Origin of the sequence: Salmonella sp. GDC200615, from assembly GCF_050574145.1 — a bacterium.
Lineage (GTDB): Bacteria > Pseudomonadota > Gammaproteobacteria > Enterobacterales > Enterobacteriaceae > Salmonella > Salmonella enterica.
In genome coordinates this window covers 1,945,223-1,970,839 of record NZ_CP192247.1, presented here as the reverse complement: position 1 = coordinate 1,970,839, position 25,617 = coordinate 1,945,223, and the positions used below count along the sequence as shown (strand labels likewise).

Below are 25,617 nucleotides of genomic sequence, written 5' to 3'. Positions count from 1 at the left end.
TCATCCCGTTCATTGCCATTTCCTCTGTCCCTTCATCTTTACAATTTTTCTCCACCAGTACAATTGATAATGATTATCAATTGTATTAATGTATACAGGTTGGTTATGGCAGTGACCAACGCCCTTCTCCATTATCAAACCCAGCGCCGCCTTCGGGCGGCCTTTTGGGAGGAAATATGGTCGCCAAAAATAAAATTCACGGTCGTCGTATTCGTCAGTCTCTGCAACAGTTACATCATCGTTGTCTTTTTCAGCAACTGGCGGTAAGCCCACCAGGAGCAAAATATGTTTCAGTCACCGCTGAAACAAAAAAACTGGCTTATTCATCTTGTGACTTCAGAGGGCCGTTAGCACGCGGTAGTGACTGTCCATGTTGTCGCTAAAATTTTAATGAAATGACATTTATACACCTACAATTTGCGCCCGGCGGCTCCGGGCGCCATACCTAAAGATATGACACCCGTTGCCAACTCACAGGAATTTTAGCTATCGTCTCCGACGTAGAAAAATTCTATATCTTTATTAAACCATTTATCAATGTTGTGCCACATCAGACAACCGGTCAGAAAACTTGCGATCAATATCCCTCCTATAAGCCACTTTTTCACATATACTCCTGAATAACCCCTGTTGATGCCATTATCTGATCGATAATAAAAAGACCATCATTTGAAGAAATAGTTTCACTGACAGATACCGTATGAAACGAGACAGTGAACAGTACCGTTTTCTTCGGTTTTTATGCCATAGTATTGAGCAGTGGTGACAATCATTTTCTATCGCACCATAATGATTTGTAGCCTATAGTTTATGATTTTAAGATTTGTCTACTCATCACATATGTCAGTGATGGATAAATTATAATACGCTTTTCTGGCGCACTTTTCGTCAGTAAACAGGAATACTACAGCATTCATCGTATTGATGCCGCTTTATCTCCCGTTCTTCAGGGAATTAACGACAATTTTATGCACAAAGGATACTAATGATGAAACGTAAATTGATCCCATTTACCCTCTTTCTCGCTGCGCTTAGCGCCAGTACCACCTCTATAGCAGCTTCGCAGGAGATTTCTAAATCTATATACACCTGTAATGATAACCAGGTTATGGAGGTGATTTACGTCAACACCGAGGCTGGAAACGCCTATGCGATTATCAGTCAGGTAAACGAGATGATCCCGATGCGGTTAATGAAAATGGCCTCCGGAGCAAATTACGAAGCCATAGACAAAAATTATACTTATAAACTTTATACCAAAGGCAAAACGGCTGAACTGGTGGAAGGTGATGATAAACCTGTTCTCAGTAACTGTTCCTTAGCTAACTAACCTTAAGAAATGCCTGAAGACTCATCAGGCATTTCCACTTCAACCTTCCTGTAACGTAACGTTAAAGAATATGTGAATCACTACCGTAGTATAATGGCTAATTAGTAACCACTTTTAAGCATGGTTAATCCTATTTTTAAAGAAAAGTTCGAACTGTCTGAATTGTCGTTGTTGAGCGTTTAAATGTTTTGCTTTATTAAGTGACCCAGGTAGAATTCGCAGCGGCTGGTAACCATTCATATTCGCACTATTGAACGATCACCAGCCAACCGCGCCAGGGTCTTGCATACGCTCTGGCGCGGTTAAATCCCCAGGCCATAAACGAAATCACTGGTTTCTGCTATTGATCATATCTTTCAAGTTAACCTGCATTATGCTTGCCCACCTGATGTAAAAAGACACCGCTCTGAACCATAGGGTGTGAATTTCATTTTATAAAAAATTGCGGTGCCGGGTGCCTCCCGGTGAACCATACCACAGTCAATATGGTTCGCGAGGAACATTAACTATTTGACTGGACGCCCCGCCGCAAAGGGGGATTCACCGCATAAGAAAAATCTACAACTCACAAGTAATAAAAGACAATAACATTTTTGTGCATTTTTTATAAATGACTATCTTGTCACGTAATAAATGAAATTATTCTGTAACAGGATTGCAAGACAATACTTATTCAAAACTGAAGTGGTCAGTGGGAGTCGAACCCACATCATCAGCCTGACACTGAGGTAATAACATTATACGATAACCACATTGGACCGCCACCGAGGCCTCGAACCTCGCACCATCAACTTAGGAGGTTGATGCTCTATCCAGCTGAGCTAGTGGCGGCTGGGGACTTCTGCCAGGCGCAAAAAAGGCGCTCTCCTGGATAAAATACATACCTTGCTACTTTTCAGTAGTCGTTCAACGGCAGGTACAATATGCGAAGGCGGTCACAAAATCTTGATGACATTGTGATTAATTCCAGGAAAATTTTTCAGAGTGAATCTTGTGAGATCAGGCGTTATTTACACCAGATTTTCCTTCCTGCTTATCACCTACCTGAGCAACCTTGATTGCTTACCACAACCCCTTATCTGTGCTTATGCTGGTGAGATGTTATGTACAGCGTCACTATGACGAAGAGAGAAAAGACAGGCAGGTACGTGTTACTGGTAAAGAAGCCCTGTTTTGTGACTGGCGGTGCGGAAGGCGAACCTTCCGCATAGATTATGCTTTTCAGAAACGGTATCCAACCCCGACGTTGAAGCCGTTTATTTTTGTAGAGGAGATGTTGCTTCCTTCATACCCAACATCGACGACGATATTCTCCAGCGGATTCATCTGTACACCCGCGCCCCAGGCAAATCCCGTTTTCCTTGAGGAAATTTTGTTAGAAAAAGAATCGCCATCCTGAGTGGAATGTTCTTTAAATGTCGCCTTTACCGTGCCGACACCCGCCAGCGCGTATAACGAAAAATTGTCAGACAATCGATAGGCTGGCCCAACCATTAAAGAACCGTACTTCACCTCAAACTTGTCATGGTAATGAATACCTTCAGGCTCAACAGACCCGGAAGCCTGTCTGTCTCCATATAAGTAACTTAGCGAGGAAATAAAACTTACCGGAGAGTCATCCTCATAACGGTATTTCACATTTACCCCTCGGATATTTTTGAAATCCTGAACTTTACTTTGTGCATACCCCACGGAAAAGGCGTTAGTATCGGCCTGTGCAACATTTACAACCAAAACGCTTGTAGTAATAAATAAAGTGGATAAAATAATATTTTTCATAACAACTCCTTAATACTACTTATTATTTACGGTGTGTTTAAACACCTGCAGTACCGATCCGGCATTCAGTTATCGCCACTATGCCGAATCGACAAAACCACGAATAATTCACCGCTATCGCTCCTGATGTGTTTACTTCCTGAAAGATATTTTTACTACCGAAGCACTCTATAGCTCATTTAGGTAACCGGTTCTACAATGTCATCTAACTTTTATAGATTTGAATGCTAATTTTTCTCACGCATATATATTTAACAGAAACCATAAAGTGTTTAGCCACTATAGAACAACAAAACCACCATGCAACATTTTGATATTTAAAGAGAAAATCTCACAACCACATTAAGAAACCTGACACCGATCGGCTAAAAACATGTCATTAAGCAAACTCGCCATATAACCAGAACATATCGCATTGTGCTTCACAGTCCTCACGTGACGCTCCAGCCGCAATACGGTTATATGCCATCGCAGGCGCTGTAATCATATTCACGATGATGCTTAGCACGCTTTATTCCCGCTCCGATTTAATCTTTTAATATATCTATCAGTTACAACATTTCTTGTTATATTATAAGAATAGAATCAACACCACAATTCCAACATAAATATCACCTGTGTTTAGAGAGAATTTACATTCCAAAAAAAATAATAACTAACGCAAATATTGAACACGCGATAAAAAAGTCTATTTCGCTATAAAACCCATTATTATTAAGAGTGGTTAACTCTTCGTTGAATAAAAAATGTCAATGACGTTCCATAATTCAGGAGATGAACTTCACAAGTCATTATATATAACAGGAGGTGCTATGAAACATCATGCTTTTATGCTTTGGTCATTACTTATTTTTTCATTCCATGTTTTGGCCAGTTCAGGCCATTGTTCTGGTTTACAACAGGCATCATGGGATATTTTTATCTACGATTTTGGTAGTAAAACCCCGCAACCACCTACAAATACTGATAAAAAGCAAGCCAGGCAGATTAGTTCACCGTCCTGCCCGACGACAAAACCCATGATGTCCGCACCAGTCAATGACGCCAGGAAAGGGAATACTTTCTCCAGAACATAATGTTATTTATCTACAATGGTGCCGAACGACTACTTTTAGCCATCCGGAAATCTTGATTGCCATCAAATATAGCTGGCATTATTTTTCCTGACGTGTATAGTGCGCCTCGTTATCCCCATTAAGGAATTTGTTTGTCTCGTAAAATGACAGGAATTGTCAAAACCTTTGATTGTAAGAGCGGTAAAGGTCTCATCACCCCCTCCGATGGACGCAAAGATGTTCAGGTCCACATTTCAGCATGTCGCCAACACGAAACAGAAGCGCTTATCCCCGGTATACGCGTTGAGTTTTGTCGTATTAATGGCCTCCGCGGACCTACCGCCGCCAACGTTTATCTTTCATAATTCGTCACCCGGCATTTTTTCAGAAAAATTTAGCGAGTACGTCTACCTCCGCAGCCTGCTATGAGGCTTTGCCTGAAAGGCTGCAGAATGTTTTCAGTGGCGAAAATCTAAAAGATTTATTTTGCTAATGACTCCTGTGACCTCTTTTATCATATATCGGGTGCCCCCCCCTTCTCACTTTGTTTAACGTGAAGAAATGTACAGCCGTTTTTCACTGTGATAGCATCTAATATTGCAAAAGTATTTAACGCTATATACCCATCGTCACAGGAGTGACTGGCTGCGCGCATTTAACCGAAGTATTTATGTGATTCTATCGGAATTATCTCTATTGCCGCTCAATGCTACGTCATATTCAGTGGGTATAAATCGCCAATATAGTTGTAACGCTATTTATTTTTAGGGTAATAATTGAATGACTTTGCTTTCAGGAAAAACCACACTGGTTCTCTGCCTCTCCTCTATTTTATGTGGATGTACGACGAACGGCTTACCCACACCTTATAGTATTAATTTGTCGCTCCCGGTCATTACACAAAACCAGATTAATTCCGGTGGTTATTACATAAATGACGCGGAACAAATTCGGACAACTGATGGTCTGTGCCTTGATACAGGCCCAGATCAACAGAATCGTTTGACGCTGCGGGAGTGTAAGCATGTGCAATCTCAGCTTTTCTCATTTCACCGAGACAGAATCACGCAGGGTGAGAAATGTCTGGATGCCGCAGGACAAGGTACAAAAGAAGGCACACCAATCATTCTTTATTCATGCACGGGTAATGATAACCAGCGCTGGCTCACTGATGATAACAAAATTAAGGGGAAACAGAGCCGAAAATGCCTGGGCACAAATAGCATTATTGTCAGAAAAGGCGACCCTGTTGTGTTGGCCGATTGCGATTTTAGTCGCGCCCTGGAATTTACCATCAGGTAGCAGGACACCGCTGTGAAGAGAGTGCCGCTAACCTCTTGACACGACAACAGGTTAGCGACCTTTACTTCCACGTGCGATCAATTTACTTTACGTCCGCAACGTCAGGATGACAAAACGGCGGCTAAACCTTGACACCAGTTATATACCCAGCTTAAATACTGGTCATCCAACCAGTAAAAAGGAAATGGCGATGTTCGTCGAACTCGTTTATGACAAGCGAAATGTTGAAGGTTTGCCAGGCGCACGCGAAATCATCCTCAATGAACTCACAAAACGCGTACATCAACTTTTTCCCGATGCGCAAGTGAAAGTTAAGCCAATGCAGGCGAACGCATTAAACAGTGACTGTACAAAAACCGAGAAAGAACGGCTGCACCGTATGCTGGAAGAGATGTTTGAAGAGGCTGATATGTGGCTGGTCGCCGAATAACGTCCCCTCCTGCGAAAGCGACATGTCCGATCGAAAACAGCGCCCTGAGGCGCTGTCTGTGACGATATAACGCAAACGCTACCACTCAGAACATGTTGTTGTTGATACCTCAGACCGGTATGTGGAACCGACATTCATCGCTTCACTGGCCTGTCGGTATGAGTAGCCCTTATCAACAATCAGCTGTGCGCATTCCAGCCTGAAATCTGAAAGTACGTTTGGTTTTGTTGTTTATTAAGAGCCTATCCCATTAGACTCTTTTATTCGCCAAACTGGCTTTAACGATTACGCCTACTGGGATAGGTTCTAAACTTATCATCAATACGTAAAATACCTATTTACGAACAAAAAGTAACAGGTAAAAATCCGAAATAAAACCAGCATAACTAAAACTTACTGCAGATATGCACACGCATTATTACTATGTTTCCAAGATAGTCTCGACCAGTCAAGACTATCTATTTTATATAAAAAAGGGAAATACTTCACATGAATAAAATACATGTTACATATAAAAATCTCTTACTTCCGATTACCTTCATTGCAGCAACTCTAATTAGCGCCTGTGATAACGATAAAGATGCCATGGCGGAAGCTGAAAAAAATCAAGAGAAATACATGCAAAAAATCCAGCAAAAAGAGCACCAGCAATCAATGTTCTTTTACGACAAAGCCGAAATGCAAAAAGCTATTGCCAATATCAACGCAAAAGGTGGAGCCAATCTTGCGATTATTGAAGTCCGTTTCTTCAAGGGCGGGTATTCATTCATTCGACAAAGCGTTAACACCCCTGCTAAAGTAGAGATGTTTAAATTTAACAACGGCTACTGGGGGGGACCTTCGCCTGTCAACTTAACCATCTTTGGCACTATAACAGAGGAGCAAAAACAAGAAGCACTAAAAGAGGCTTTATTCAAATTCGACTCGATCAATTTCAGCATTATACCAGAGCGTATTCAGGAAACAATTAAACGCGCTAACGCCAGTGGCATTATTTCCGTTACGGAAGATAGCGATATCGTTGTACGAGCAGAGATAGCTCATAATGGCGAATTCGTCTATGACATTACCATCACTGCTAAAAATACAGCACGTGCGGTAATGACCTTAAATAAGGATGGTTCTATTGCCGGATATGAGATCAAAGAACCTTTCGACCCAAAAAAATAAGCCGAAAAAGCACAGCAACTTGTTGAACAATCGAGAAAAGACATTGAAAGTCAGCGTAAAAAAGCAGCTGAAAAGATGAACGAAATACAGCAGACATTTAAAAAATAGCAGGCGATACAAACATTGATAAAAATTATAGCGCGAAAGAGCGCGTGCCAGGTACTAAGGCACTGCTTGAAGACAGCAAATCGCTATTTCATTCTCTGACACTGTAATTTTTCGTACTCAAGATGTTTATTTATTGAGTCTTTTGTGGATAACCAGGTGAAGTTATGTGACGCCAGGAATCTATTCCAGCGGGCGTACTTGTTGGAGCCAGTGTGAAGCCGGGCAGCGCGCAGAAACCGGAGCGTATACGTTGTACGTGAGAATTTCGAGCACTGCCCGACCTAAAAATGATGAATAAAATAGATATTTTAAAGAGGTAATATGAAGAATTTTTTCAAAATAATTACTGATTTCATCGCGGATATTTCCCTTGATCTATTTGCTATATTTTTATGCATGTTATTCGTATACAAAACAGGACCATCAATTGGTGTGATATCATTTTTTATTGCATTAATTATTTATATCATTCTTCATTTTGTTTTTTACTCATTTCGTGAAAAAATCATAAAAAAATATTCAAATAAGTATTTAAAATTATTGTTTTGAGGTACAAATTCAGCGCAATAAAACAGAGCAACTAAAAAAAAATTAGGCGTAGCGAAGTGGAAAAGGACTGTCATGTACTGGACCGTGAGCTGGTCGGGAGAGCAATGTACGGGAAAGAGCGAAATACTGTCATTGATATGAGCAGGAATATCGATAGCCAGTAAATCACTCCTGTGGTAATACAGGCCACTTGATGACTGTGAAGGTCGCTTCATCTGAAGCGCCGGTGAAGTCCAGCGATTTAAGTGAAAAGTAGCCAGCAGGCGCTTCTACTGGTCCATATTCCTCTATTTTGCTAGGCCATACTGGAGCGCCACCCAGGTATCTGCCAGATTGATCCTAAGCTAATAAATATAAAAATATAGCAGCTACTGCCTACCTCAAGAAGTATGCGCTCATGATCATTTAATGCTCTTTTAAAGAGCCTGATAATAAGCTTGTCAATATAATATTATGCAGTATCTATTAAGCACCAGGTTTATTTGTTTTGCATAATCATATAGTTGACTTTCCGAGTAAGAGTTTTCTTGCAAAGACAAATAAACGTGTTTTATATCTCTGAATAAACATACATCACCATGAATATGAGCTTCTATATAATTCCCTTCATAGCCTTTACCATAATTAGAATGAGCTAAAAATTTTTCGCCCTTAGCCATTTTAACCAAACTCTTAAAGCAATTATAACCAAAAAAATCATTTTGACAGGATGCAATCAGGTTCTCCATATGCCAAAATGTTGATAGTTTACTCGTATCCAGACCAAATCTGTGGCCGTAGATATCAAAAGGTGATAATGTACAATTTGTTTTTACATTATCATTTAATTCAAAAAATGATTTCCCATAGGCGCTGGCACCTCCATTTTCACCGTTCAGAAAGTCCAGTGCAGCATAAATTGGTCTGCTTGTAGGGCTAAAAGTTCTACTGTTGGGAGTATATGCTACGGAAAAACCGCCTGTCTGACCATATGGGGCATAAGGTGAATCTGCAAGCCTCTCCAGTTCAAATGCTTTAGTTTCAACTGAATCACGTCCGACATTATAAGCAGGTAAATCTCCTGGTCTGCAACCTAATGCATAAGAGTTCAGATATTCTTTATTTTTTAAGAGAGAGGCAAAGTCAATTTTTGCCGCATTAAAATTTATTGTCAGCCGGGCATTTTGTAAAATATCCACCATCTTATTTATCAAGAGAGTGCAATCTATTTCGGTACCACACTCACGGCTTATCCGCCTGAGCGCTTTTTCTCTTATTATGTCAGCGTCTCGCTGACACCTGGAATGAATATGCGCAAGTACTTGTTTTCCAAAAAGGCGACCATACACCTTTTTACGCTCTTCATTGCTGAGACCGCAAAACACTTCGTCAAAAGAAAGCCTGTACGCTGCGCTCACAGAACCTCTCGCCGTTCTGCTTTCTGGAAATGGCGGAACATCTTCAACAACATTTCTAACTTGCTGAATGTCTGAAGACAGTGGAGTACGTCCGGCATTTTTTTCCTTATCTGTTTCCAGATATTCCGGAACCTTTATACTTCCACTATGGCAGATAGGTTTGAGCATATGTCTCCTGAATTTTTATGACTAATATAGCATTCACTTTCGCTGACGTATTCTTTATCAGGCTGATATTTCAACACTTCTTAGCAGCCTTGTAGAAAAGCAAATAAAGCATGCTAATAATTTTATAAAATACTTAACCTACCCACTATTGTAGTCAATAAACCATCACTTTTTATTAAAAAATTATCCTGATAATAACAATAAATCTGGTAAGGCACTTTCAAAAAATAGCCAAATCACACATTATTAAGAAAACCACTACAATCAAAATCGGTAACTATCAGCTTTCAGGGGGGTCTCAGGTTATCATGACGATCGGGGTAAAGGATGAACTACTATTGCGGTCTGAATTGAGGGAGTTTTGATAAATTTTTTTGATAAAGTTTTGATAACCGTTCGAATACTAATAATAAAAGCGGGGACGTTAAGTCCCCGTTTTAGTTTTTAACAATTATCGTTATTACATATTTGCGATAATCGCGTCACCAAACTCACTACATTTCAGCAGCTTAGCGCCTTCCATCAGGCGTTCAAAGTCATAGGTCACGGTCTTCGCGGCAATCGCGCCTTCCATACCTTTAACAATCAGGTCTGCGGCTTCGAACCACTGCATGTGGCGCAGCATCATCTCCGCAGACAGAATAATGGAGCCTGGGTTGACTTTATCCTGGCCCGCATATTTCGGCGCAGTCCCGTGAGTCGCTTCAAACAACGCGCATTCGTCGCCGATATTCGCACCCGGTGCAATACCGATACCGCCAACCTGAGCCGCCAGGGCATCGGAAATATAGTCACCGTTCAGGTTCATACAGGCGATAACGTCGTATTCCGCCGGACGCAACAGGATTTGTTGCAGGAACGCATCGGCGATAACGTCTTTAACCACGATCTCTTTACCCGTGTTCGGGTTCTTAATTTTCAGCCACGGACCGCCGTCAATAAGCTCACCGCCGAACTCGTCGCGCGCCAACTGGTAGCCCCAGTCTTTAAACGCGCCTTCGGTGAACTTCATGATATTGCCTTTATGTACCAGCGTGACGGAATCGCGATCGTTGGTAATAGCGTATTCAATCGCCGCGCGAACCAGACGTTTAGTGCCTTCTTCAGAACACGGTTTGATACCGATACCGCAGTGCTCCGGGAAGCGAATTTTCTTCACGCCCATCTCTTCGCGCAGGAACTTGATCACTTTCTCAGCGTCTGCAGAGTCAGCTTTCCATTCAATTCCGGCGTAGATGTCTTCAGAGTTTTCACGGAAGATGACCATATCGGTCAGCTCCGGATGTTTCACCGGACTTGGCGTGCCCTGATAGTAACGAACGGGACGCAGACAAACGTACAGGTCAAGCTCCTGACGCAGGGCAACGTTCAGAGAGCGGATACCGCCGCCAACCGGCGTGGTCAATGGACCTTTAATCGCTACGCGGTAGTCACGAATTAAATCAAGGGTTTCAGCGGGAAGCCAGACATCTTGGCCGTAAACCTGTGTGGATTTTTCTCCGGTGTAAATTTCCATCCAGGAAATTTTACGCTCGCCTTTATAGGCTTTCTCGACGGCGGCATCGACTACTTTAAGCATGGCTGGAGTGACATCAACACCGATACCATCGCCTTCAATAAACGGGATAATCGGATTCTCAGGAACGTTGAGTTTGCCGTTTTGCAGGGTGATCTTCTTACCTTCCACCGGAACAACTACTTTGCTTTCCATTCACCTCTCCTTCGAGCGCTTCTGGTTTGCTCGTCTGTCATCGCGCTGCATGTGCAATGGCGTCCTGCTGCACGACTGCGTTAGAGCAATTTTTTGTTAATGTTTTGTAATGAGCATGTCAATACTACCCTATTGTTTGCCGCCATGAAAGACACTCATTATTGCGCTATAATGCGGCAATTAATAAGTTCTGAAAACACCATGCAAAAAACTTCTTTTAGAAATCACTACGTTAAGCGATTCAGCTCACGACAAGCATCTAAATCACGGAAAGAAAACCAGCCAAAACGCGTGGTTTTGTTCAATAAACCTTACGATGTGTTGCCGCAGTTCACGGATGAAGCAGGTCGCCGCACGTTAAAAGATTTTATTCCTGTGCAAGGCGTTTATGCCGCAGGCCGCCTGGACCGCGACAGCGAAGGGCTTTTGGTGCTGACTAATGACGGCGCGCTGCAGGCGCGCCTCACGCAACCGGGCAAACGCACCGGCAAGATTTACTATGTTCAGGTAGAAGGTATCCCGGATAATGCAGCGCTGCAGGCGCTTCGTACTGGCGTCACGCTCAACGATGGCCCTACCCTGCCCGCCGGTATTGAGATTGTCGCGGAGCCTGACTGGCTGTGGCCGCGCACCCCGCCGATTCGCGAACGGAAGAATATTCCCACCAGTTGGCTAAAAGTCACCTTATATGAAGGCCGCAACCGCCAGGTAAGACGCATGACAGCGCATGTCGGTCATCCCACTCTACGATTAATTCGTTACAGCATGGGCGACTACACGCTCAACGGCCTCGATAATGGACAGTGGCGCGAGATCGCACAGGAGAAAGACAGATGAAACGGCTTCTCATTGCTTTTGCTTTATTAACACCGTTATCCGTCGATGCGGCCAGCTTCGACTGCCAGAAAGCGCAGGCTGCGGATGAAAAGGCTATCTGCGCGCACCTGACGCTGAATGATAAAAACGTGGAAATGCACACCAAATATCAGTTTCTGAAAGGGTTGTTCGCGATGGGCAGTCGCGGCGCGCTGCAGGACGCCCAGCAGAGCTGGCTTAAACAGCGTCAGCAGTGCAAGGCCGATGTCACCTGCCTGACAAAAGCTTATAACGAGCGTCTGAAACAGCTTGACGCGATCTATGACCACATTGATAAACCGCTTTAATAAGGATGCCTATGTTCAAGCCGCACGTGACCGTTGCCTGCATCGTACATGCCGAAGATAAATTTCTGGTGGTGGAAGAGACCATCAACGGTAAATCGTTATGGAATCAACCTGCCGGACACCTGGAGGCAGATGAAACGCTGGCGCAGGCCGCCGCGCGTGAACTGTGGGAAGAGACTGGCATCACGGCGCAACCACAGTATTTTATCCGTATGCATCAGTGGATTGCGCCGGATAAGACCCCGTTCCTGCGCTTTTTATTCGCTATCAAGCTTGATCATATTTGCGCGACCGAACCCCATGACAATGACATCGATTGCTGCCGTTGGGTGAGCGCCGACGAGATTCTGAACGCGCCGAATTTACGTTCTCCGCTGGTGGCTGAAAGCATTCGCAGTTATCAAACGGGACAATGTTACCCCTTATCTATAGTGGGCGAATTTAACTGGTCGTTTACAGAGGGTGTCAAGTAAAGGGCTGCGTGGTAGAATACGCCGCCTTGAAGTTCAATGTCGCGAGTATTCCAATGTCAGAAAGCCCAAAAAAAGTGATCGTCGGCATGTCCGGCGGTGTCGACTCCTCCGTTTCCGCCTGGCTGTTGCAACAACAGGGTTATCAGGTAGAAGGCCTGTTCATGAAGAACTGGGAAGAGGACGATGGTGAGGAATACTGTACCGCGGCAGCCGATCTGGCTGACGCGCAGGCCGTGTGCGACAAGCTTGGCATTGAACTGCATACCGTTAATTTTGCCGCAGAATATTGGGATAACGTCTTTGAACTGTTCCTTGAAGAGTACAAAGCGGGCCGTACGCCGAACCCGGATATTCTGTGCAATAAAGAGATCAAATTTAAAGCCTTCCTTGAATTTGCCGCAGAAGATTTAGGCGCCGACTATATCGCCACCGGTCACTACGTTCGCCGCGCGGATGTAAACGGCAAAAGCCGGTTGTTGCGCGGGCTCGACGGCAACAAAGATCAGAGCTACTTCCTCTATACGCTTGGCCATGAGCAGATTGCGCAAAGTCTGTTCCCGGTTGGCGAGCTGGAAAAACCGCAGGTGCGTAAAATCGCCGAAGATCTGGGGCTGGTAACCGCCAAGAAAAAAGATTCTACCGGTATCTGCTTTATCGGCGAGCGCAAATTCCGCGACTTTTTAGGGCGCTATCTGCCTGCGCAGCCGGGGAAAATCATTACCGTTGACGGCGATGAAATCGGCGAGCATCAGGGTCTGATGTATCATACGCTCGGTCAGCGTAAAGGGCTGGGAATCGGCGGCACCAAAGACGGTAGCGAAGACCCCTGGTATGTGGTGGATAAAGACGTTGAAAACAATGTGTTAATTGTCGCCCAGGGGCATGAGCACCCACGTCTGATGTCGGTAGGCCTCATCGCCCAGCAGCTACATTGGGTCGATCGCGAACCGTTCACCGGCACCCTGCGCTGTACGGTAAAAACCCGCTACCGCCAGACCGATATTCCGTGCACGATTAACGCGCTGGATGACGATCGTATCGAGGTCATTTTTGACGAGCCGGTTGCCGCCGTTACGCCGGGCCAGTCCGCTGTCTTTTACAGCGGCGAAGTCTGCCTGGGCGGCGGCATTATCGAGCAGCGACTGCCGCTGACGGTCTGATTATTCAATACACAACACCATTCAAGTCGCCTCAAAGCGGCTTAAAAGATGAAGTGTATTTTATTTGATGCAAGGAAGCAGTGATTGTGGCAAAGAATTATTATGACATCACCCTCGCGCTGTCTGGCATTTGCCAGTCGGCACGCCTGGTGCAACAACTGGCGCACCAGGGGCACTGTGATGCCGACGCGTTGCACGTTTCACTCAACAGTGTCATTGATATGAATCCCAGTTCTACTCTGGGCGTGTTCGGCGGCAGCGAAGATAACCTGCGTCTTGGTCTGGAAACACTGCTCGGCGTGCTGAATGCCAGCAGCCGACAAGGACTTAACGCCGAACTGACGCGTTATACGCTTAGCCTGATGGTGCTGGAGCGCAAGCTGTCATCCGCCAAAGGCGCGTTGAATACGTTAGGCGATCGCATTAACGGCCTGCAGCGCCAGCTTGACCATTTTGATTTACAGTCAGACACGTTAATGAGCGCCATGGCGGGCATCTACGTGGATGTGATTAGCCCATTGGGCCCGCGCATTCAGGTGACGGGCTCCCCGGCCGTTCTGCAAAGTCCGCAGGTGCAGGCCAAAGTCCGCGCCTCGCTACTGGCAGGCATCCGTGCAGCCGTGCTCTGGCATCAGGTAGGAGGTGGTCGCCTACAGCTTATGTTTTCTCGTCATCGCCTGACGACTCAGGCAAAACAAATTCTTGCTCATTTAACCCCGGAGTTATGATCTATGGAATTATCCTCACTGACCGCCGTTTCCCCTGTCGATGGACGCTACGGCGATAAAGTCAGCGCGCTGCGCGGAATTTTTAGCGAATACGGTTTGCTGAAATTTCGTGTACAAGTCGAAGTACGTTGGCTGCAGAAATTAGCCGCGCACGCAGCGATCAAGGAAGTTCCTGCTTTTGCTGCCGACGCAAACGGTTACCTGGATACGCTTGTTGCAAACTTCAATGAAGAAGATGCCGCGCGCATTAAAACCATTGAGCGCACCACGAATCACGATGTGAAAGCGGTTGAGTATTTTCTGAAAGAAAAAGTCGCCGCGATCCCGGCGCTACATGACGTTTCCGAATTTATCCACTTTGCCTGCACTTCTGAGGACATTAACAACCTGTCGCACGCGTTAATGCTCAAAACCGCGCGCGATGAAGTGATCCTGCCTTACTGGCGTCAGATGATTAACGCGGTTAAAGATCTCGCCACGCAGTATCGCGACATTCCTCTGCTCTCCCGCACCCACGGCCAGCCGGCAACGCCTTCCACTCTGGGTAAAGAGATGGCGAACGTGGCGTATCGGATGGAGCGTCAGTTCCGCCAGCTCAACCAGGTGGAGATCCTCGGTAAAATTAACGGCGCCGTAGGCAACTATAACGCGCATATCGCCGCCTATCCGGAAGTTGACTGGCATCAGTTCAGCGAAGAGTTCGTCACCTCGCTGGGCATCCAGTGGAATCCTTACACCACCCAGATTGAACCGCATGATTATATTGCGGAACTGTTTGACTGTATCGCGCGCTTTAACACCATCCTGATCGATTTCGATCGCGATGTCTGGGGCTATATTGCGTTGAACCATTTCAAACAGAAAACCATCGCCGGGGAGATCGGTTCTTCTACCATGCCGCATAAAGTTAACCCCATTGACTTTGAAAACTCAGAAGGCAACCTCGGTCTGTCTAACGCAGTGTTGCACCATCTGGCAAACAAACTGCCGGTTTCCCGCTGGCAGCGCGATCTGACCGACTCAACCGTCCTGCGTAACCTGGGTGTCGGCATCGGCTATGCGCTTATCGCTTATCAGTCCACCCTGAAGGGCGTCAGCAAGCTGGAAGTAAACCGCGATCATCTGCTTGACGAACTGGATCACAACTGGGAAGTATTAGCCGAACCGATCCAGACCGTCATGCGCCGCTATGGTATTGAAAAACCATATGAAAAACTGAAAGAGTTGACCCGTGGCAAGCGTGTTGATGCCGAAGGAATGAAACAGTTTATTGATAGTCTGGCCCTGCCGGAAGCAGAAAAAACGCGCCTTAAAGCCATGACGCCGGCAAATTATATCGGTCGCGCTGTGACTCTGGTCGACGAACTTAAATAATGCCTGCCTCACCCTCTTTTCTTCAGAAAGAGGGTGACTATTTGTCTGGTTTATTAACTGTTTATCCCCAAAGCACCATAATCAACGCTAGACTGTTCTTATTGTTAACACAAGGGAGAAGAGATGATGCGCGTACTGGTTGTAGAGGATAATGCATTATTACGCCACCACCTGAAGGTTCAGCTCCAGGATTCAGGTCACCAGGTCGATGCCGCAGAAGATGCCAGGGAAGCTGATTACTACCTTAATGAACACCTTCCGGATATCGCTATTGTCGATTTAGGTCTGCCGGATGAAGACGGCCTTTCCTTGATACGCCGCTGGCGCAGCAGTGATGTTTCACTGCCGGTTCTGGTGTTAACCGCGCGCGAAGGCTGGCAGGATAAAGTCGAGGTTCTCAGCTCCGGGGCCGATGACTACGTGACGAAGCCATTCCACATCGAAGAGGTAATGGCGCGTATGCAGGCGTTAATGCGCCGTAATAGCGGTCTGGCCTCCCAAGTGATCAACATCCCGCCGTTCCAGGTGGATCTCTCACGCCGGGAATTATCCGTCAATGAAGAGGTCATCAAACTCACGGCGTTCGAATACACCATTATGGAAACACTTATCCGTAACAACGGTAAAGTGGTCAGCAAGGATTCGCTGATGCTTCAGCTGTATCCGGATGCGGAACTGCGGGAAAGTCATACCATTGATGTTCTCATGGGGCGTCTGCGGAAAAAAATACAGGCCCAGTATCCGCACGATGTCATTACCACCGTACGCGGACAAGGATATCTTTTTGAATTGCGCTAATGAATAAATTTGCTCGCCATTTTCTGCCGCTGTCGCTGCGGGTTCGTTTTTTGCTGGCGACAGCCGGCGTCGTGCTGGTGCTTTCTCTGGCATATGGCATAGTGGCGCTGGTCGGCTATAGCGTAAGTTTTGATAAAACCACCTTTCGTTTGCTGCGCGGCGAAAGCAACCTGTTTTATACCCTCGCCAAATGGGAAAATAATAAAATCAGCGTTGAGCTGCCTGAAAATCTGGACATGCAAAGCCCGACCATGACGCTGATTTACGATGAAACGGGCAAATTATTATGGACGCAGCGCAATATCCCCTGGCTGATTAAAAGCATTCAACCGGAATGGTTAAAAACGAACGGCTTCCATGAAATTGAAACCAACGTAGACGCCACCAGCACGCTGTTGAGCGAGGACCATTCCGCGCAGGAAAAACTCAAAGAAGTACGTGAAGATGACGATGATGCGGAGATGACCCACTCGGTAGCGGTAAATATTTATCCTGCCACGGCGCGGATGCCGCAGTTAACCATCGTGGTGGTCGATACCATTCCGATAGAACTAAAACGCTCCTATATGGTGTGGAGCTGGTTCGTATACGTGCTGGCCGCCAATTTACTGTTAGTCATTCCTTTACTGTGGATCGCCGCCTGGTGGAGCTTACGCCCTATCGAGGCGCTGGCACGGGAAGTCCGCGAGCTTGAAGATCATCACCGCGAAATGCTCAATCCGGAGACGACGCGTGAACTGACCAGCCTTGTGCGCAACCTTAATCAACTGCTCAAAAGCGAGCGTGAACGTTATAACAAATACCGCACGACCCTGACCGACCTGACACACAGTTTAAAAACGCCGCTCGCGGTTTTGCAGAGTACATTACGCTCTTTACGCAACGAAAAGATGAGCGTCAGCAAAGCTGAACCGGTGATGCTGGAACAGATCAGCCGGATTTCCCAGCAGATCGGCTATTATCTGCATCGCGCCAGTATGCGCGGTAGCGGCGTGTTGTTAAGCCGCGAACTGCATCCCGTCGCGCCGTTGTTAGATAACCTGATCTCCGCGCTAAATAAAGTTTATCAGCGTAAAGGGGTGAATATCAGTATGGATATTTCACCAGAGATCAGTTTTGTCGGCGAGCAAAACGACTTTGTCGAAGTAATGGGCAACGTACTGGACAACGCTTGTAAATATTGTCTGGAGTTTGTCGAGATTTCGGCTCGCCAGACCGACGATCATTTGCATATTTTCGTCGAAGATGATGGCCCAGGCATTCCCCACAGTAAACGTTCCCTGGTGTTTGATCGCGGTCAGCGCGCCGATACCCTACGACCAGGACAAGGCGTGGGGCTGGCTGTCGCGCGCGAGATTACGGAACAATACGCCGGGCAGATCATTGCCAGCGACAGTCTGCTCGGCGGTGCCCGTATGGAGGTCGTTTTTGGCCGACAGCATCCCACACAGAAAGAGGAATAAACATTTCTGTGCGTTCTTCCACGCATCTCGTTAAGCATCCGTTATAATCGGTGTCAGATACCAGCCTGCGGATACTTAACATGGAATACCAATTAACTCTTAACTGGCCCGACTTTCTTGAACGCCACTGGCAAAAACGCCCGGTGGTCTTAAAACGTGGGTTTAGCAACTTTATCGATCCGCTCTCGCCGGATGAGCTGGCGGGGCTGGCGATGGAAAGCGAAATCGACAGCCGACTCGTTAGCCATCAGGATGGCAAATGGCAGGTCAGCCATGGCCCTTTCGAAAGCTACGATCATCTGGGTGAGAGCAATTGGTCGCTGCTGGTACAGGCGGTAAACCACTGGCACGAACCCACCGCCGCGCTGATGCGCCCGTTCCGCGCTCTGCCGGACTGGCGTATCGACGATCTGATGATCTCCTTTTCCGTTCCCGGCGGCGGCGTTGGCCCGCATCTGGATCAGTATGATGTGTTTATTATTCAGGGAACCGGTCGCCGTCGCTGGCGCGTGGGCGAAAAGCTGCAAATGCGTCAGCACTGCCCGCATCCCGACCTGTTACAAGTCGATCCGTTCGAGGCCATTATTGATGAAGAGCTGGAGCCGGGCGACATTCTGTATATTCCGCCAGGATTCCCGCATGAAGGCTATGCGCTGGAAAACGCCATGAACTATTCGGTCGGTTTTCGCGCGCCCAATAGCCGTGAGCTGATCAGCGGTTTTGCCGATTACGTCCTGCAACGGGAGTTGGGCAATACATACTACAGCGATCCGGATATGCCGTCCCGCAAGCATCCGGCGGATATCCTGCCGCAGGAGATGGATAAACTGCGTAATATGATGCTCGATTTGATCAATCAACCCGCGCATTTCCAACAGTGGCTTGGCGAGTTTCTCTCTCAGTCACGCCACGAACTGGATATTGCGCCGCCGGAGCCGCCGTATCAGCCTGATGAAATTTACGATGCCTTAAAGCAAGGCGAGGTATTAGTACGTCTCGGCGGGCTTCGCGTGTTGCGTATCGGCGATGAGGTCTATGCGAATGGCGAAAAAATAGACTCTCCGCATCGCCCCGCTCTGGAGGCGCTCGCCAGTCATATTGCACTGACCGCTGAAAACTTCGGCGATGCGCTGGAAGACCCGTCCTTCCTCGCGATGCTGGCGGCGCTGGTGAATAGCGGATACTGGTTTTTCGAAGGATAAGAACATCGCAATGCCCGGCGACCGCCGGGCTGACGCAAACTATCCACAACGATCGCCGCCAGGTTTGGCGAAATCGTTATATTGCGGATCGCCCGGATAAATCGAGTGGGCCATTCGATGGCGAAATGACAATTGTCGGTAACGTCGCGCCAGTACGTTATCGCCAAGACCTTCGGCAATATTAGCCAGTCGCTGTAATCGTTCATACTGCATCTTTGCTGGATAAGCTACGGCATCAAGCGTAAAGGCGCGTTCCGCAAAGTCTTTTGCTTGTTCAAGCTGTTGATTATTCTGATAAAGCAGCGAAATACCATACAACACCATGGATACGTCGGACTGCCGACGTTTATATTCTTCCAGCAATGGGAGATAGGGGGAGGTACTGTCCAGGTCGATGTTTTCGGGCAAATAAAAGCGTAATCGTGATATTACCGTCGCCATTGGCGTTAAACGGCTCTGGTAATACGCGATAAGTTTAAGGTAGAGATCTTTCGCTTCCTTATAATGATGGCCCTGTGCATAAAAGCCAGCAAGATTATTGCTGTCAACCGTCATTTCGCCGAATTCGGCGCCATAAAGCGTTTGCTCAATTTTTAGCGTCTGACTTAGCGCATTAATCGCCTCGCTAATATGCCCTGCATTATAAGCAATATCCGCTTTCTGCTGCAAAAAAGAGGCGACGCGCTCACGATTATCCCAGGTTTTATCTCGTAAAATAACGCTCAGCCACTGCCGCTCCGTTGTGTCTATCTTCGCCAAATAATAGGCTTTACGCGCACTATCACATTCGACATCCCGCTCTTCCAGCGCATCAGAATAAGCGTCGCGCATCCTGTTTAAGGTATAAACCAATGCCTCCGTCGATGCCTTTTTGTCTTTAAGACGCCACGTTAATGCCTGCTCTTGCCAGGCTATTCGCTGACGGTAATCAACCTTAATCTCGTATCGCCACTGCTCTGTAGATGAATACTCTATATGGCGATCGTCACTGTAAACATAAAAGGCCGCCAGGTGTTCAAACATATCGGCCCGATCGCCCGGATAAGTGCCCGCCGGAAATGTTTTCATTATTGCCCGCGCTCGCAGCAGCATTTGCGGCGTTAATTCAGGTTTACCCAGCCATTGATAAATATCGCTTTGTAATAGCAGGCTACGAACAAGCTGTATTGAGCGTTTGCCATATTGCTGCGAGGCCAGCCTCACCGCATCATCAATAAACGTCATGCAGGTTTCATCGCCGGTCATAAAACATGCTGCAGATTGTTGCTGGCGCTGGGACCAGGAAGGCGTATATTCGGCGCTCCAGGCAGAAAAATTGATGGCGGAAAATATCCCGCCATAAATAATAAAACGCTTCACCACAATGCGTAACATTCGCTACTGGCCGCGCTTCGCCGTCAGCTCCGCGATACGTACAATCACCTGTACCGCTTTTTCCATCCCCTCCAGCGTCACAAACTCATGTTTACCATGATAGTTATATCCGCCGGTAAAGAGATTAGGACACGGCAGGCCCATAAACGACAGTTGCGCCCCGTCTGTACCGCCGCGAATTGGTTTCATCTCCGGCGTAATATGACAGTCACGCATGGCCTGCTGGGCGATATCGAGAATATGCGGATGCTCAACCACTTTTTCGCGCATATTGTAATAACTGTCTTCAATCACCAGTTCGATATAGCAGTCCGGATGCAGCCCCTTACCGACTTTTTTGGCAATCTCCATCATTTTGCGTTTACGCGCTTCAAACTGCTTACGGTCGAAATCGCGAATGATGTAGTGCATTTCGGCCCGGTCAACGGTGCCTTTCATGCTGGCCAGATGATAAAACCCTTCGTAACCTTCAGTGGTTTCAGGCGCTTCATCCGCCGGCACTTCCGCGTGAATCCTCGCCGCCAACGACAGCGCATTGACCATCACGCCTTTTGCCGTACCGGGATGCACGTTATTGCCGACGATTTTGATATTCACCGAGGCGGCATTGAAGTTTTCAAACTCCAGTTCGCCCACGCCGCCGCCGTCGACCGTATAGGCCCACTGCGCGCCAAAGGCCTCAACATCGAAGTGCTTCGCGCCTTTCCCTACCTCTTCGTCAGGCGTAAACGCCACTTTAATTTCACCGTGGGGAATAGGATTACCTTTCAGCACCGCCAGCGCGGTCATGATCTCCGCAACGCCGGCTTTATCGTCCGCGCCCAGCAATGTCTTACCATCGGTAGTAATCAGCGTCTGTCCCAGTAATTGATGCAGTACCGGGAACATCACGGGTGACAACACCTCATCGCCAATCCCTAATGCTATATCGCCGCCGCGATAATTCTCGACAATCTGCGGGTTAACGTTTTTACCGCTGAAATCCGGAGAGGTATCCACATGGGAGATAAAACCAATGGCGGGAATATCCCCCTCAACATTGGCCGGGAGCGTCGCCATCAACGTCCCTTTTTCACTTAATGTAATGTTAACCAGCCCCATCTCTTCGAGCTGCTGTTTGAGCAAACGTAGTAACTTCCACTGCCCCTCAGTGCTGGGAACCTGCCGAACACCCGACTTTGATTGGGTATCCAGCGATACGTAGTGTAAAAAACGCTCAAGTAGTTTATCCATGCAGTCACCCTCACTTTTCGTGACAACATTATTAATAAGCAAGAAAAGACAAATATTGCGTCAGGTCACTTTTATCCCTGCAAACAAGAATATTTCACTTTGACACGCTTTCTGACTATAAAGCTAAGTCAGTAATTCGCAACAAGGATTGGCGATCACAGTGGTTTGCCGTAGAATGACCGCCCTCATTAAGAGTGATTAAGGTGGTTAACCACAAACCCCGCAGCGGTCAGCCATCCGTTGCGTTTACATGGGACAGAGTAAGAAATTGAATAATCAACCGCGTTCGCTTTCACCGCTGGTGCTTTTGTCTGGAATTAGCAAAAGTTTCGATGGCAAAGAGGTCATTTCGCAACTGGATTTGACCATTAACAATGGCGAATTCCTCACGCTGCTTGGCCCTTCCGGCTGCGGTAAAACAACCGTTCTTCGCCTGATTGCCGGCCTGGAAACCGTTGATGCCGGGCATATCATGTTGGATAACCAGGATATCACCCACGTTCCCGCCGAAAATCGTTATGTAAATACCGTATTTCAAAGCTACGCTTTATTTCCGCATATGACGGTGTTTGAAAATGTCGCGTTTGGCTTACGAATGCAAAAAACGCCAGCCGCCGAGATAGCGCCTCGCGTGACCGATGCGCTGCGTATGGTGCAGCTTGAAGAGTTTGCACAACGTAAACCGCACCAGCTTTCCGGCGGACAGCAGCAGCGTGTGGCTATCGCTCGCGCGGTGGTGAATAAACCTCGCCTGTTATTACTGGATGAATCGCTTTCCGCGCTGGACTATAAATTGCGCAAACAAATGCAGAACGAGCTTAAAGCATTACAGCGTAAACTCGGTATCACGTTTGTTTTTGTCACTCACGATCAGGAAGAAGCGCTCACCATGTCCGATCGTATCGTGGTAATGCGTAATGGCGTGATTGAGCAAGACGGCACGCCGCGTGAAATCTATGAAGAGCCAAAAAACCTGTTTGTCGCCGGTTTTATCGGCGAAATTAACCGCTTTGACGCAACCGTCATTGAACGGCTTGATGAACAGCGCGTCCGCGCCAGCGTAGAAGGTCGGGAGTGCAATATATACGTCAATTTCGCTGTCGAACCGGGCCAAAAACTGAACGTCCTGCTGCGACCGGAAGATCTACGCGTCGAAGAGATCAACGATGATAACCACATCGAAGGGCTTATCGGCTACGTGCGCGAGCGCAATTATAAAGGTATGACGCTGGAGTCGGTGGTTGAACTGGAAAATGGCAAAATGGTGATGGTCAGCGAATTCTTCAACGAAGACGATCCTGACTTCGACCATTCACTTGACCAAAAAATGGCCATTAGTTGGGTAGAAAGCTGGGAGGTCGTACTGGCTGATGAAGAACACAAGTAAATTCCAGAATGTAGTGATTGTCACTATCGTCGGTTGGCTTGTGTTATTTGTTTTTCTGCCCAACCTGATGATCATTGGCACCAGCTTTCTGACCCGTGACGACGCCAGTTTCGTCAAGATAGTCTTTACGCTGGATAATTACGCGCGCCTGCTCGATCCGCTCTATTTTGAAGTGCTCCTGCACTCTCTGAATATGGCGCTGATCGCCACCCTCTCCTGCCTGGTGCTGGGCTATCCTTTTGCCTGGTTTCTGGCGAAGTTACCGGAAAAGATACGTCCGTTATTGCTGTTTTTGCTGATTGTTCCTTTCTGGACCAACTCACTGATCCGCATCTATGGGCTGAAAATATTCCTGAGCACTAAAGGTTATCTCAATGAATTCCTGCTGTGGCTGGGCGTGATTGATACACCGATTCGCATCATGTTCACCCCGAGCGCCGTTATTATCGGCCTGGTTTACATTTTGCTGCCATTTATGGTCATGCCGCTCTACTCCAGCATTGAGAAGCTCGACAAACCACTACTGGAGGCCGCACGCGATCTCGGCGCCAGTAAAATGCAAACGTTCATCCGCATCATTATTCCATTAACCATGCCGGGCATTGTCGCCGGTTGCTTGCTCGTGATGCTACCGGCAATGGGCCTGTTCTACGTCTCCGATTTAATGGGTGGCGCGAAAAACCTGCTGATTGGTAACGTCATTAAGGTACAGTTCCTGAATATTCGCGACTGGCCGTTTGGCGCGGCTACCAGCATTACGCTGACCATTGTGATGGGACTCATGCTATTGATTTACTGGCGGGCTTCCCGCTTATTGAATAAGAAGGTGAGTGATATAAGCGATTAATTGCGCAACGCTAACAAATCCACACGCATCCAGGCATGAAGTTTATTCAAGGGTAAACTTCATGCCTCCGGCATAAAAAACGCATGAAAGCAGTTGCCGCCAGTATTGCAAATCTACAACATCATCCGCGCCAGGCCTTCTTTTATTTTTACCTGTAGCGACGCTATCACAGACAGTAATGCGTTTATACGCGAAGCTCTCAGGTTTTATACTGATTGTCAGTCTCTTTTAAAAATTATATTACATCCGATGCGCCCGCAGTTGAGATAAAAAGGGTCGATTTAATCAATTATGTAGTCATTTTTACTCCAGTTTAAGTGATATTAATATGCCGATTACTATAGGGAGTGGTTTTTTAAAAAGTGAAATCCTTACCAACTCCCCAAGGAATACGAAAGAAGCATGGTGGAAAGTTTTATGGGAAAAAATTAAAGACTTCTTTTTTTCTACTGGCAAAGCAAAAGCGGACCGTTGTCTACATGAGATGTTGTTTGCCGAACGCGCCCCCACACGAGAGCGGCTTACAGAGATTTTTTTTGAGTTGAAAGAGTTAGCCTGCGCATCGCAAAGAGATAGATTTCAGGTTCATAATCCTCATGAAAATGATGCCACCATTATTCTTCGCATCATGGATCAAAACGAAGAGAACGAATTGTTACGTATCACTCAAAATACCGATACCTTTAGCTGTGAAGTCATGGGGAATCTTTATTTTTTAATGAAAGATCGCCCGGATATTTTAAAATCGCATCCACAAATGACGGCCATGATTAAGAGAAGATATAGCGAAATCGTAGACTACCCCCTCCCTTCGACATTATGTCTCAATCCTGCTGGCGCGCCGATATTATCGGTTCCATTAGACAACATAGAGGGGTATTTATATACTGAATTGAGAAAAGGACATTTAGATGGGTGGAAAGCGCAAGAAAAGGCAACCTACCTGGCAGCGAAAATTCAGTCTGGGATTGAAAAGACAACGCGCATTTTACACCATGCGAATATATCCGAAAGTACTCAGCAAAACGCATTTTTAGAAACAATGGCGATGTGTGGATTAAAACAGCTTGAAATACCACCACCGCATACCCACATACCTATTGAAAAAATGGTAAAAGAGGTTTTACTAGCGGATAAGACGTTTCAGGCGTTCCTCGTAACGGATCCCAGCACCAGCCAAAGTATGTTAGCTGAGATAATCGAAACCATCTCTGATCAGGTTTTTCACGCCATTTTTAGAATAGACCCCCAGGCTATACAAAAAATGGCGGAAGAACAGTTAACCACGCTACACGTTCGCTCAGAACAACAAAGCGGCTGTTTATGTTGTTTTTTATAAAATCAGACGACGCTTTCTCAAACGTCACGTTCAGGGTTTACTCACGTACTCCATGTTTGCCTACAGAGTAACCTCTT

Annotated in this window: 24 protein-coding genes, 1 tRNA gene and 1 pseudogene; 19 read left to right on the top strand and 7 right to left on the bottom strand. The window is 46.6% G+C overall.

Annotated features, from left to right (window positions below):
* Positions 1-9: 9 nt before the first annotated feature.
* On the bottom strand, positions 10-282 hold the full coding sequence (locus ACQ29O_RS09300; RefSeq protein ID WP_000927828.1) for a hypothetical protein: 273 nt from the start codon (positions 280-282) through the stop codon (positions 10-12).
* Between the two features lie 703 nt (positions 283-985).
* Between ACQ29O_RS09300 and ACQ29O_RS09295 the strand changes: the two genes are divergently transcribed.
* The gene (locus ACQ29O_RS09295; protein ID WP_000977725.1) at positions 986-1,330 is read left to right on the top strand and encodes a c-type lysozyme inhibitor; all 345 of its coding nucleotides are present in this window, start codon (positions 986-988) and stop codon (positions 1,328-1,330) included.
* 754 nt (positions 1,331-2,084) lie between these two features.
* Here ACQ29O_RS09295 and ACQ29O_RS09290 read toward each other — a convergent pair.
* Both ACQ29O_RS09290 and pagC read right to left on the bottom strand, forming a co-directional pair.
* Positions 2,085-2,161, bottom strand: a tRNA-Arg gene (locus tag ACQ29O_RS09290).
* A 390-nt stretch (positions 2,162-2,551) separates the two neighbouring features.
* Entirely contained in the window at positions 2,552-3,109 is a 558-nt protein-coding gene (gene pagC, locus ACQ29O_RS09285) for a virulence membrane protein PagC (protein WP_000789466.1), read from the bottom strand.
* A gap of 812 nt (positions 3,110-3,921) precedes the next feature.
* Here pagC and pagD point away from each other — a divergent pair.
* From pagD to ACQ29O_RS09255, 6 genes and pseudogenes are all read left to right on the top strand, one after another.
* Positions 3,922-4,185: a virulence protein PagD gene (gene pagD / locus ACQ29O_RS09280; protein ID WP_001535993.1), complete on the top strand. Its 264-nt coding sequence runs from the start codon at positions 3,922-3,924 to the stop codon at positions 4,183-4,185.
* Positions 4,186-4,316: 131 nt separating this feature from the next.
* On the top strand, positions 4,317-4,529 hold the full coding sequence (gene cspF / locus ACQ29O_RS09275; protein WP_001537306.1) for a cold shock-like protein CspF: 213 nt from the start codon (positions 4,317-4,319) through the stop codon (positions 4,527-4,529).
* A 415-nt stretch (positions 4,530-4,944) separates the two neighbouring features.
* Positions 4,945-5,466 (top strand): RICIN domain-containing protein, encoded by a 522-nt coding sequence (locus tag ACQ29O_RS09270; RefSeq protein WP_001746460.1) that lies wholly within the window; start codon positions 4,945-4,947, stop codon positions 5,464-5,466.
* A gap of 190 nt (positions 5,467-5,656) precedes the next feature.
* Positions 5,657-5,896, top strand: a complete 240-nt coding sequence (gene msgA, locus ACQ29O_RS09265; protein WP_000497451.1) for a virulence protein MsgA — start codon at positions 5,657-5,659, stop codon at positions 5,894-5,896.
* Between the two features lie 489 nt (positions 5,897-6,385).
* Positions 6,386-7,174: pseudogene (gene envF / locus ACQ29O_RS09260) on the top strand (putative envelope lipoprotein EnvF).
* 321 nt (positions 7,175-7,495) lie between these two features.
* Complete coding sequence (locus ACQ29O_RS09255) at positions 7,496-7,723, top strand: hypothetical protein (protein WP_000787627.1); 228 nt, start codon at positions 7,496-7,498, stop codon at positions 7,721-7,723.
* A gap of 440 nt (positions 7,724-8,163) precedes the next feature.
* Here ACQ29O_RS09255 and sopF read toward each other — a convergent pair whose 3' ends face one another.
* Entirely contained in the window at positions 8,164-9,288 is a 1,125-nt protein-coding gene (sopF, locus tag ACQ29O_RS09250) for a type III secretion system effector SopF (RefSeq protein WP_000917262.1), read from the bottom strand.
* A gap of 460 nt (positions 9,289-9,748) precedes the next feature.
* Positions 9,749-10,999: an NADP-dependent isocitrate dehydrogenase gene (gene icd / locus ACQ29O_RS09245; protein WP_000444508.1), complete on the bottom strand. Its 1,251-nt coding sequence runs from the start codon at positions 10,997-10,999 to the stop codon at positions 9,749-9,751.
* Between the two features lie 171 nt (positions 11,000-11,170).
* Here icd and rluE point away from each other — a divergent pair, with 171 nt between their 5' ends.
* The 9 genes from rluE to roxA all read left to right on the top strand — a co-directional run bounded on the left by rluE (position 11,171) and on the right by roxA (position 19,360).
* Entirely contained in the window at positions 11,171-11,836 is a 666-nt protein-coding gene (rluE, locus tag ACQ29O_RS09240) for a 23S rRNA pseudouridine(2457) synthase RluE (protein ID WP_001249412.1), read from the top strand.
* Positions 11,833-12,162 carry a lysozyme inhibitor LprI family protein gene (locus ACQ29O_RS09235; RefSeq protein WP_000825951.1) on the top strand — a complete coding sequence of 110 codons (330 nt, stop codon included), beginning with the start codon at positions 11,833-11,835 and terminating at the stop codon, positions 12,160-12,162. The genes rluE and ACQ29O_RS09235 overlap by 4 nt, the downstream gene beginning before the upstream one ends.
* Positions 12,163-12,173: 11 nt before the next feature.
* Complete coding sequence (locus ACQ29O_RS09230; RefSeq protein ID WP_020936942.1) at positions 12,174-12,635, top strand: NUDIX hydrolase; 462 nt, start codon at positions 12,174-12,176, stop codon at positions 12,633-12,635.
* A gap of 53 nt (positions 12,636-12,688) precedes the next feature.
* Complete coding sequence (gene mnmA, locus ACQ29O_RS09225) at positions 12,689-13,795, top strand: tRNA 2-thiouridine(34) synthase MnmA (protein WP_000004540.1); 1,107 nt, start codon at positions 12,689-12,691, stop codon at positions 13,793-13,795.
* Between the two features lie 86 nt (positions 13,796-13,881).
* On the top strand, positions 13,882-14,523 hold the full coding sequence (hflD, locus tag ACQ29O_RS09220; RefSeq protein WP_001747268.1) for a high frequency lysogenization protein HflD: 642 nt from the start codon (positions 13,882-13,884) through the stop codon (positions 14,521-14,523).
* Between the two features lie 3 nt (positions 14,524-14,526).
* A complete protein-coding gene (gene purB, locus ACQ29O_RS09215; protein ID WP_000423759.1) occupies positions 14,527-15,897 on the top strand; it encodes an adenylosuccinate lyase in 1,371 nt (456 codons plus the stop codon).
* A gap of 126 nt (positions 15,898-16,023) precedes the next feature.
* Positions 16,024-16,695: a two-component system response regulator PhoP gene (phoP, locus tag ACQ29O_RS09210; RefSeq protein WP_001537766.1), complete on the top strand. Its 672-nt coding sequence runs from the start codon at positions 16,024-16,026 to the stop codon at positions 16,693-16,695.
* Positions 16,695-18,158 carry a two-component system sensor histidine kinase PhoQ gene (gene phoQ, locus ACQ29O_RS09205; RefSeq protein ID WP_001031687.1) on the top strand — a complete coding sequence of 488 codons (1,464 nt, stop codon included), beginning with the start codon at positions 16,695-16,697 and terminating at the stop codon, positions 18,156-18,158. The genes phoP and phoQ overlap by 1 nt, the downstream gene beginning before the upstream one ends.
* Before the next feature lie 80 nt (positions 18,159-18,238).
* Positions 18,239-19,360 (top strand): [50S ribosomal protein L16]-arginine 3-hydroxylase, encoded by a 1,122-nt coding sequence (roxA, locus tag ACQ29O_RS09200; RefSeq protein WP_000456514.1) that lies wholly within the window; start codon positions 18,239-18,241, stop codon positions 19,358-19,360.
* A 39-nt stretch (positions 19,361-19,399) separates the two neighbouring features.
* Here roxA and ACQ29O_RS09195 read toward each other — a convergent pair whose 3' ends face one another.
* Positions 19,400-20,734 carry a hypothetical protein gene (locus tag ACQ29O_RS09195; RefSeq protein ID WP_000944546.1) on the bottom strand — a complete coding sequence of 445 codons (1,335 nt, stop codon included), beginning with the start codon at positions 20,732-20,734 and terminating at the stop codon, positions 19,400-19,402.
* Between the two features lie 3 nt (positions 20,735-20,737).
* The gene (gene pepT, locus ACQ29O_RS09190) at positions 20,738-21,967 is read right to left on the bottom strand and encodes a peptidase T (RefSeq protein ID WP_000359414.1); all 1,230 of its coding nucleotides are present in this window, start codon (positions 21,965-21,967) and stop codon (positions 20,738-20,740) included.
* Between the two features lie 250 nt (positions 21,968-22,217).
* Between pepT and potA the strand changes: the two genes are divergently transcribed.
* From potA to sifA, 3 genes are all read left to right on the top strand, one after another.
* Entirely contained in the window at positions 22,218-23,354 is a 1,137-nt protein-coding gene (potA, locus tag ACQ29O_RS09185) for a spermidine/putrescine ABC transporter ATP-binding protein PotA (RefSeq protein WP_000531607.1), read from the top strand.
* Positions 23,338-24,201: a spermidine/putrescine ABC transporter permease PotB gene (gene potB, locus ACQ29O_RS09180; RefSeq protein ID WP_000799388.1), complete on the top strand. Its 864-nt coding sequence runs from the start codon at positions 23,338-23,340 to the stop codon at positions 24,199-24,201. The genes potA and potB overlap by 17 nt, the downstream gene beginning before the upstream one ends.
* A gap of 328 nt (positions 24,202-24,529) precedes the next feature.
* Positions 24,530-25,540 (top strand): SPI-2 type III secretion system effector SifA, encoded by a 1,011-nt coding sequence (gene sifA, locus ACQ29O_RS09175; protein WP_020936941.1) that lies wholly within the window; start codon positions 24,530-24,532, stop codon positions 25,538-25,540.
* Positions 25,541-25,617 lie beyond the last annotated feature (77 nt).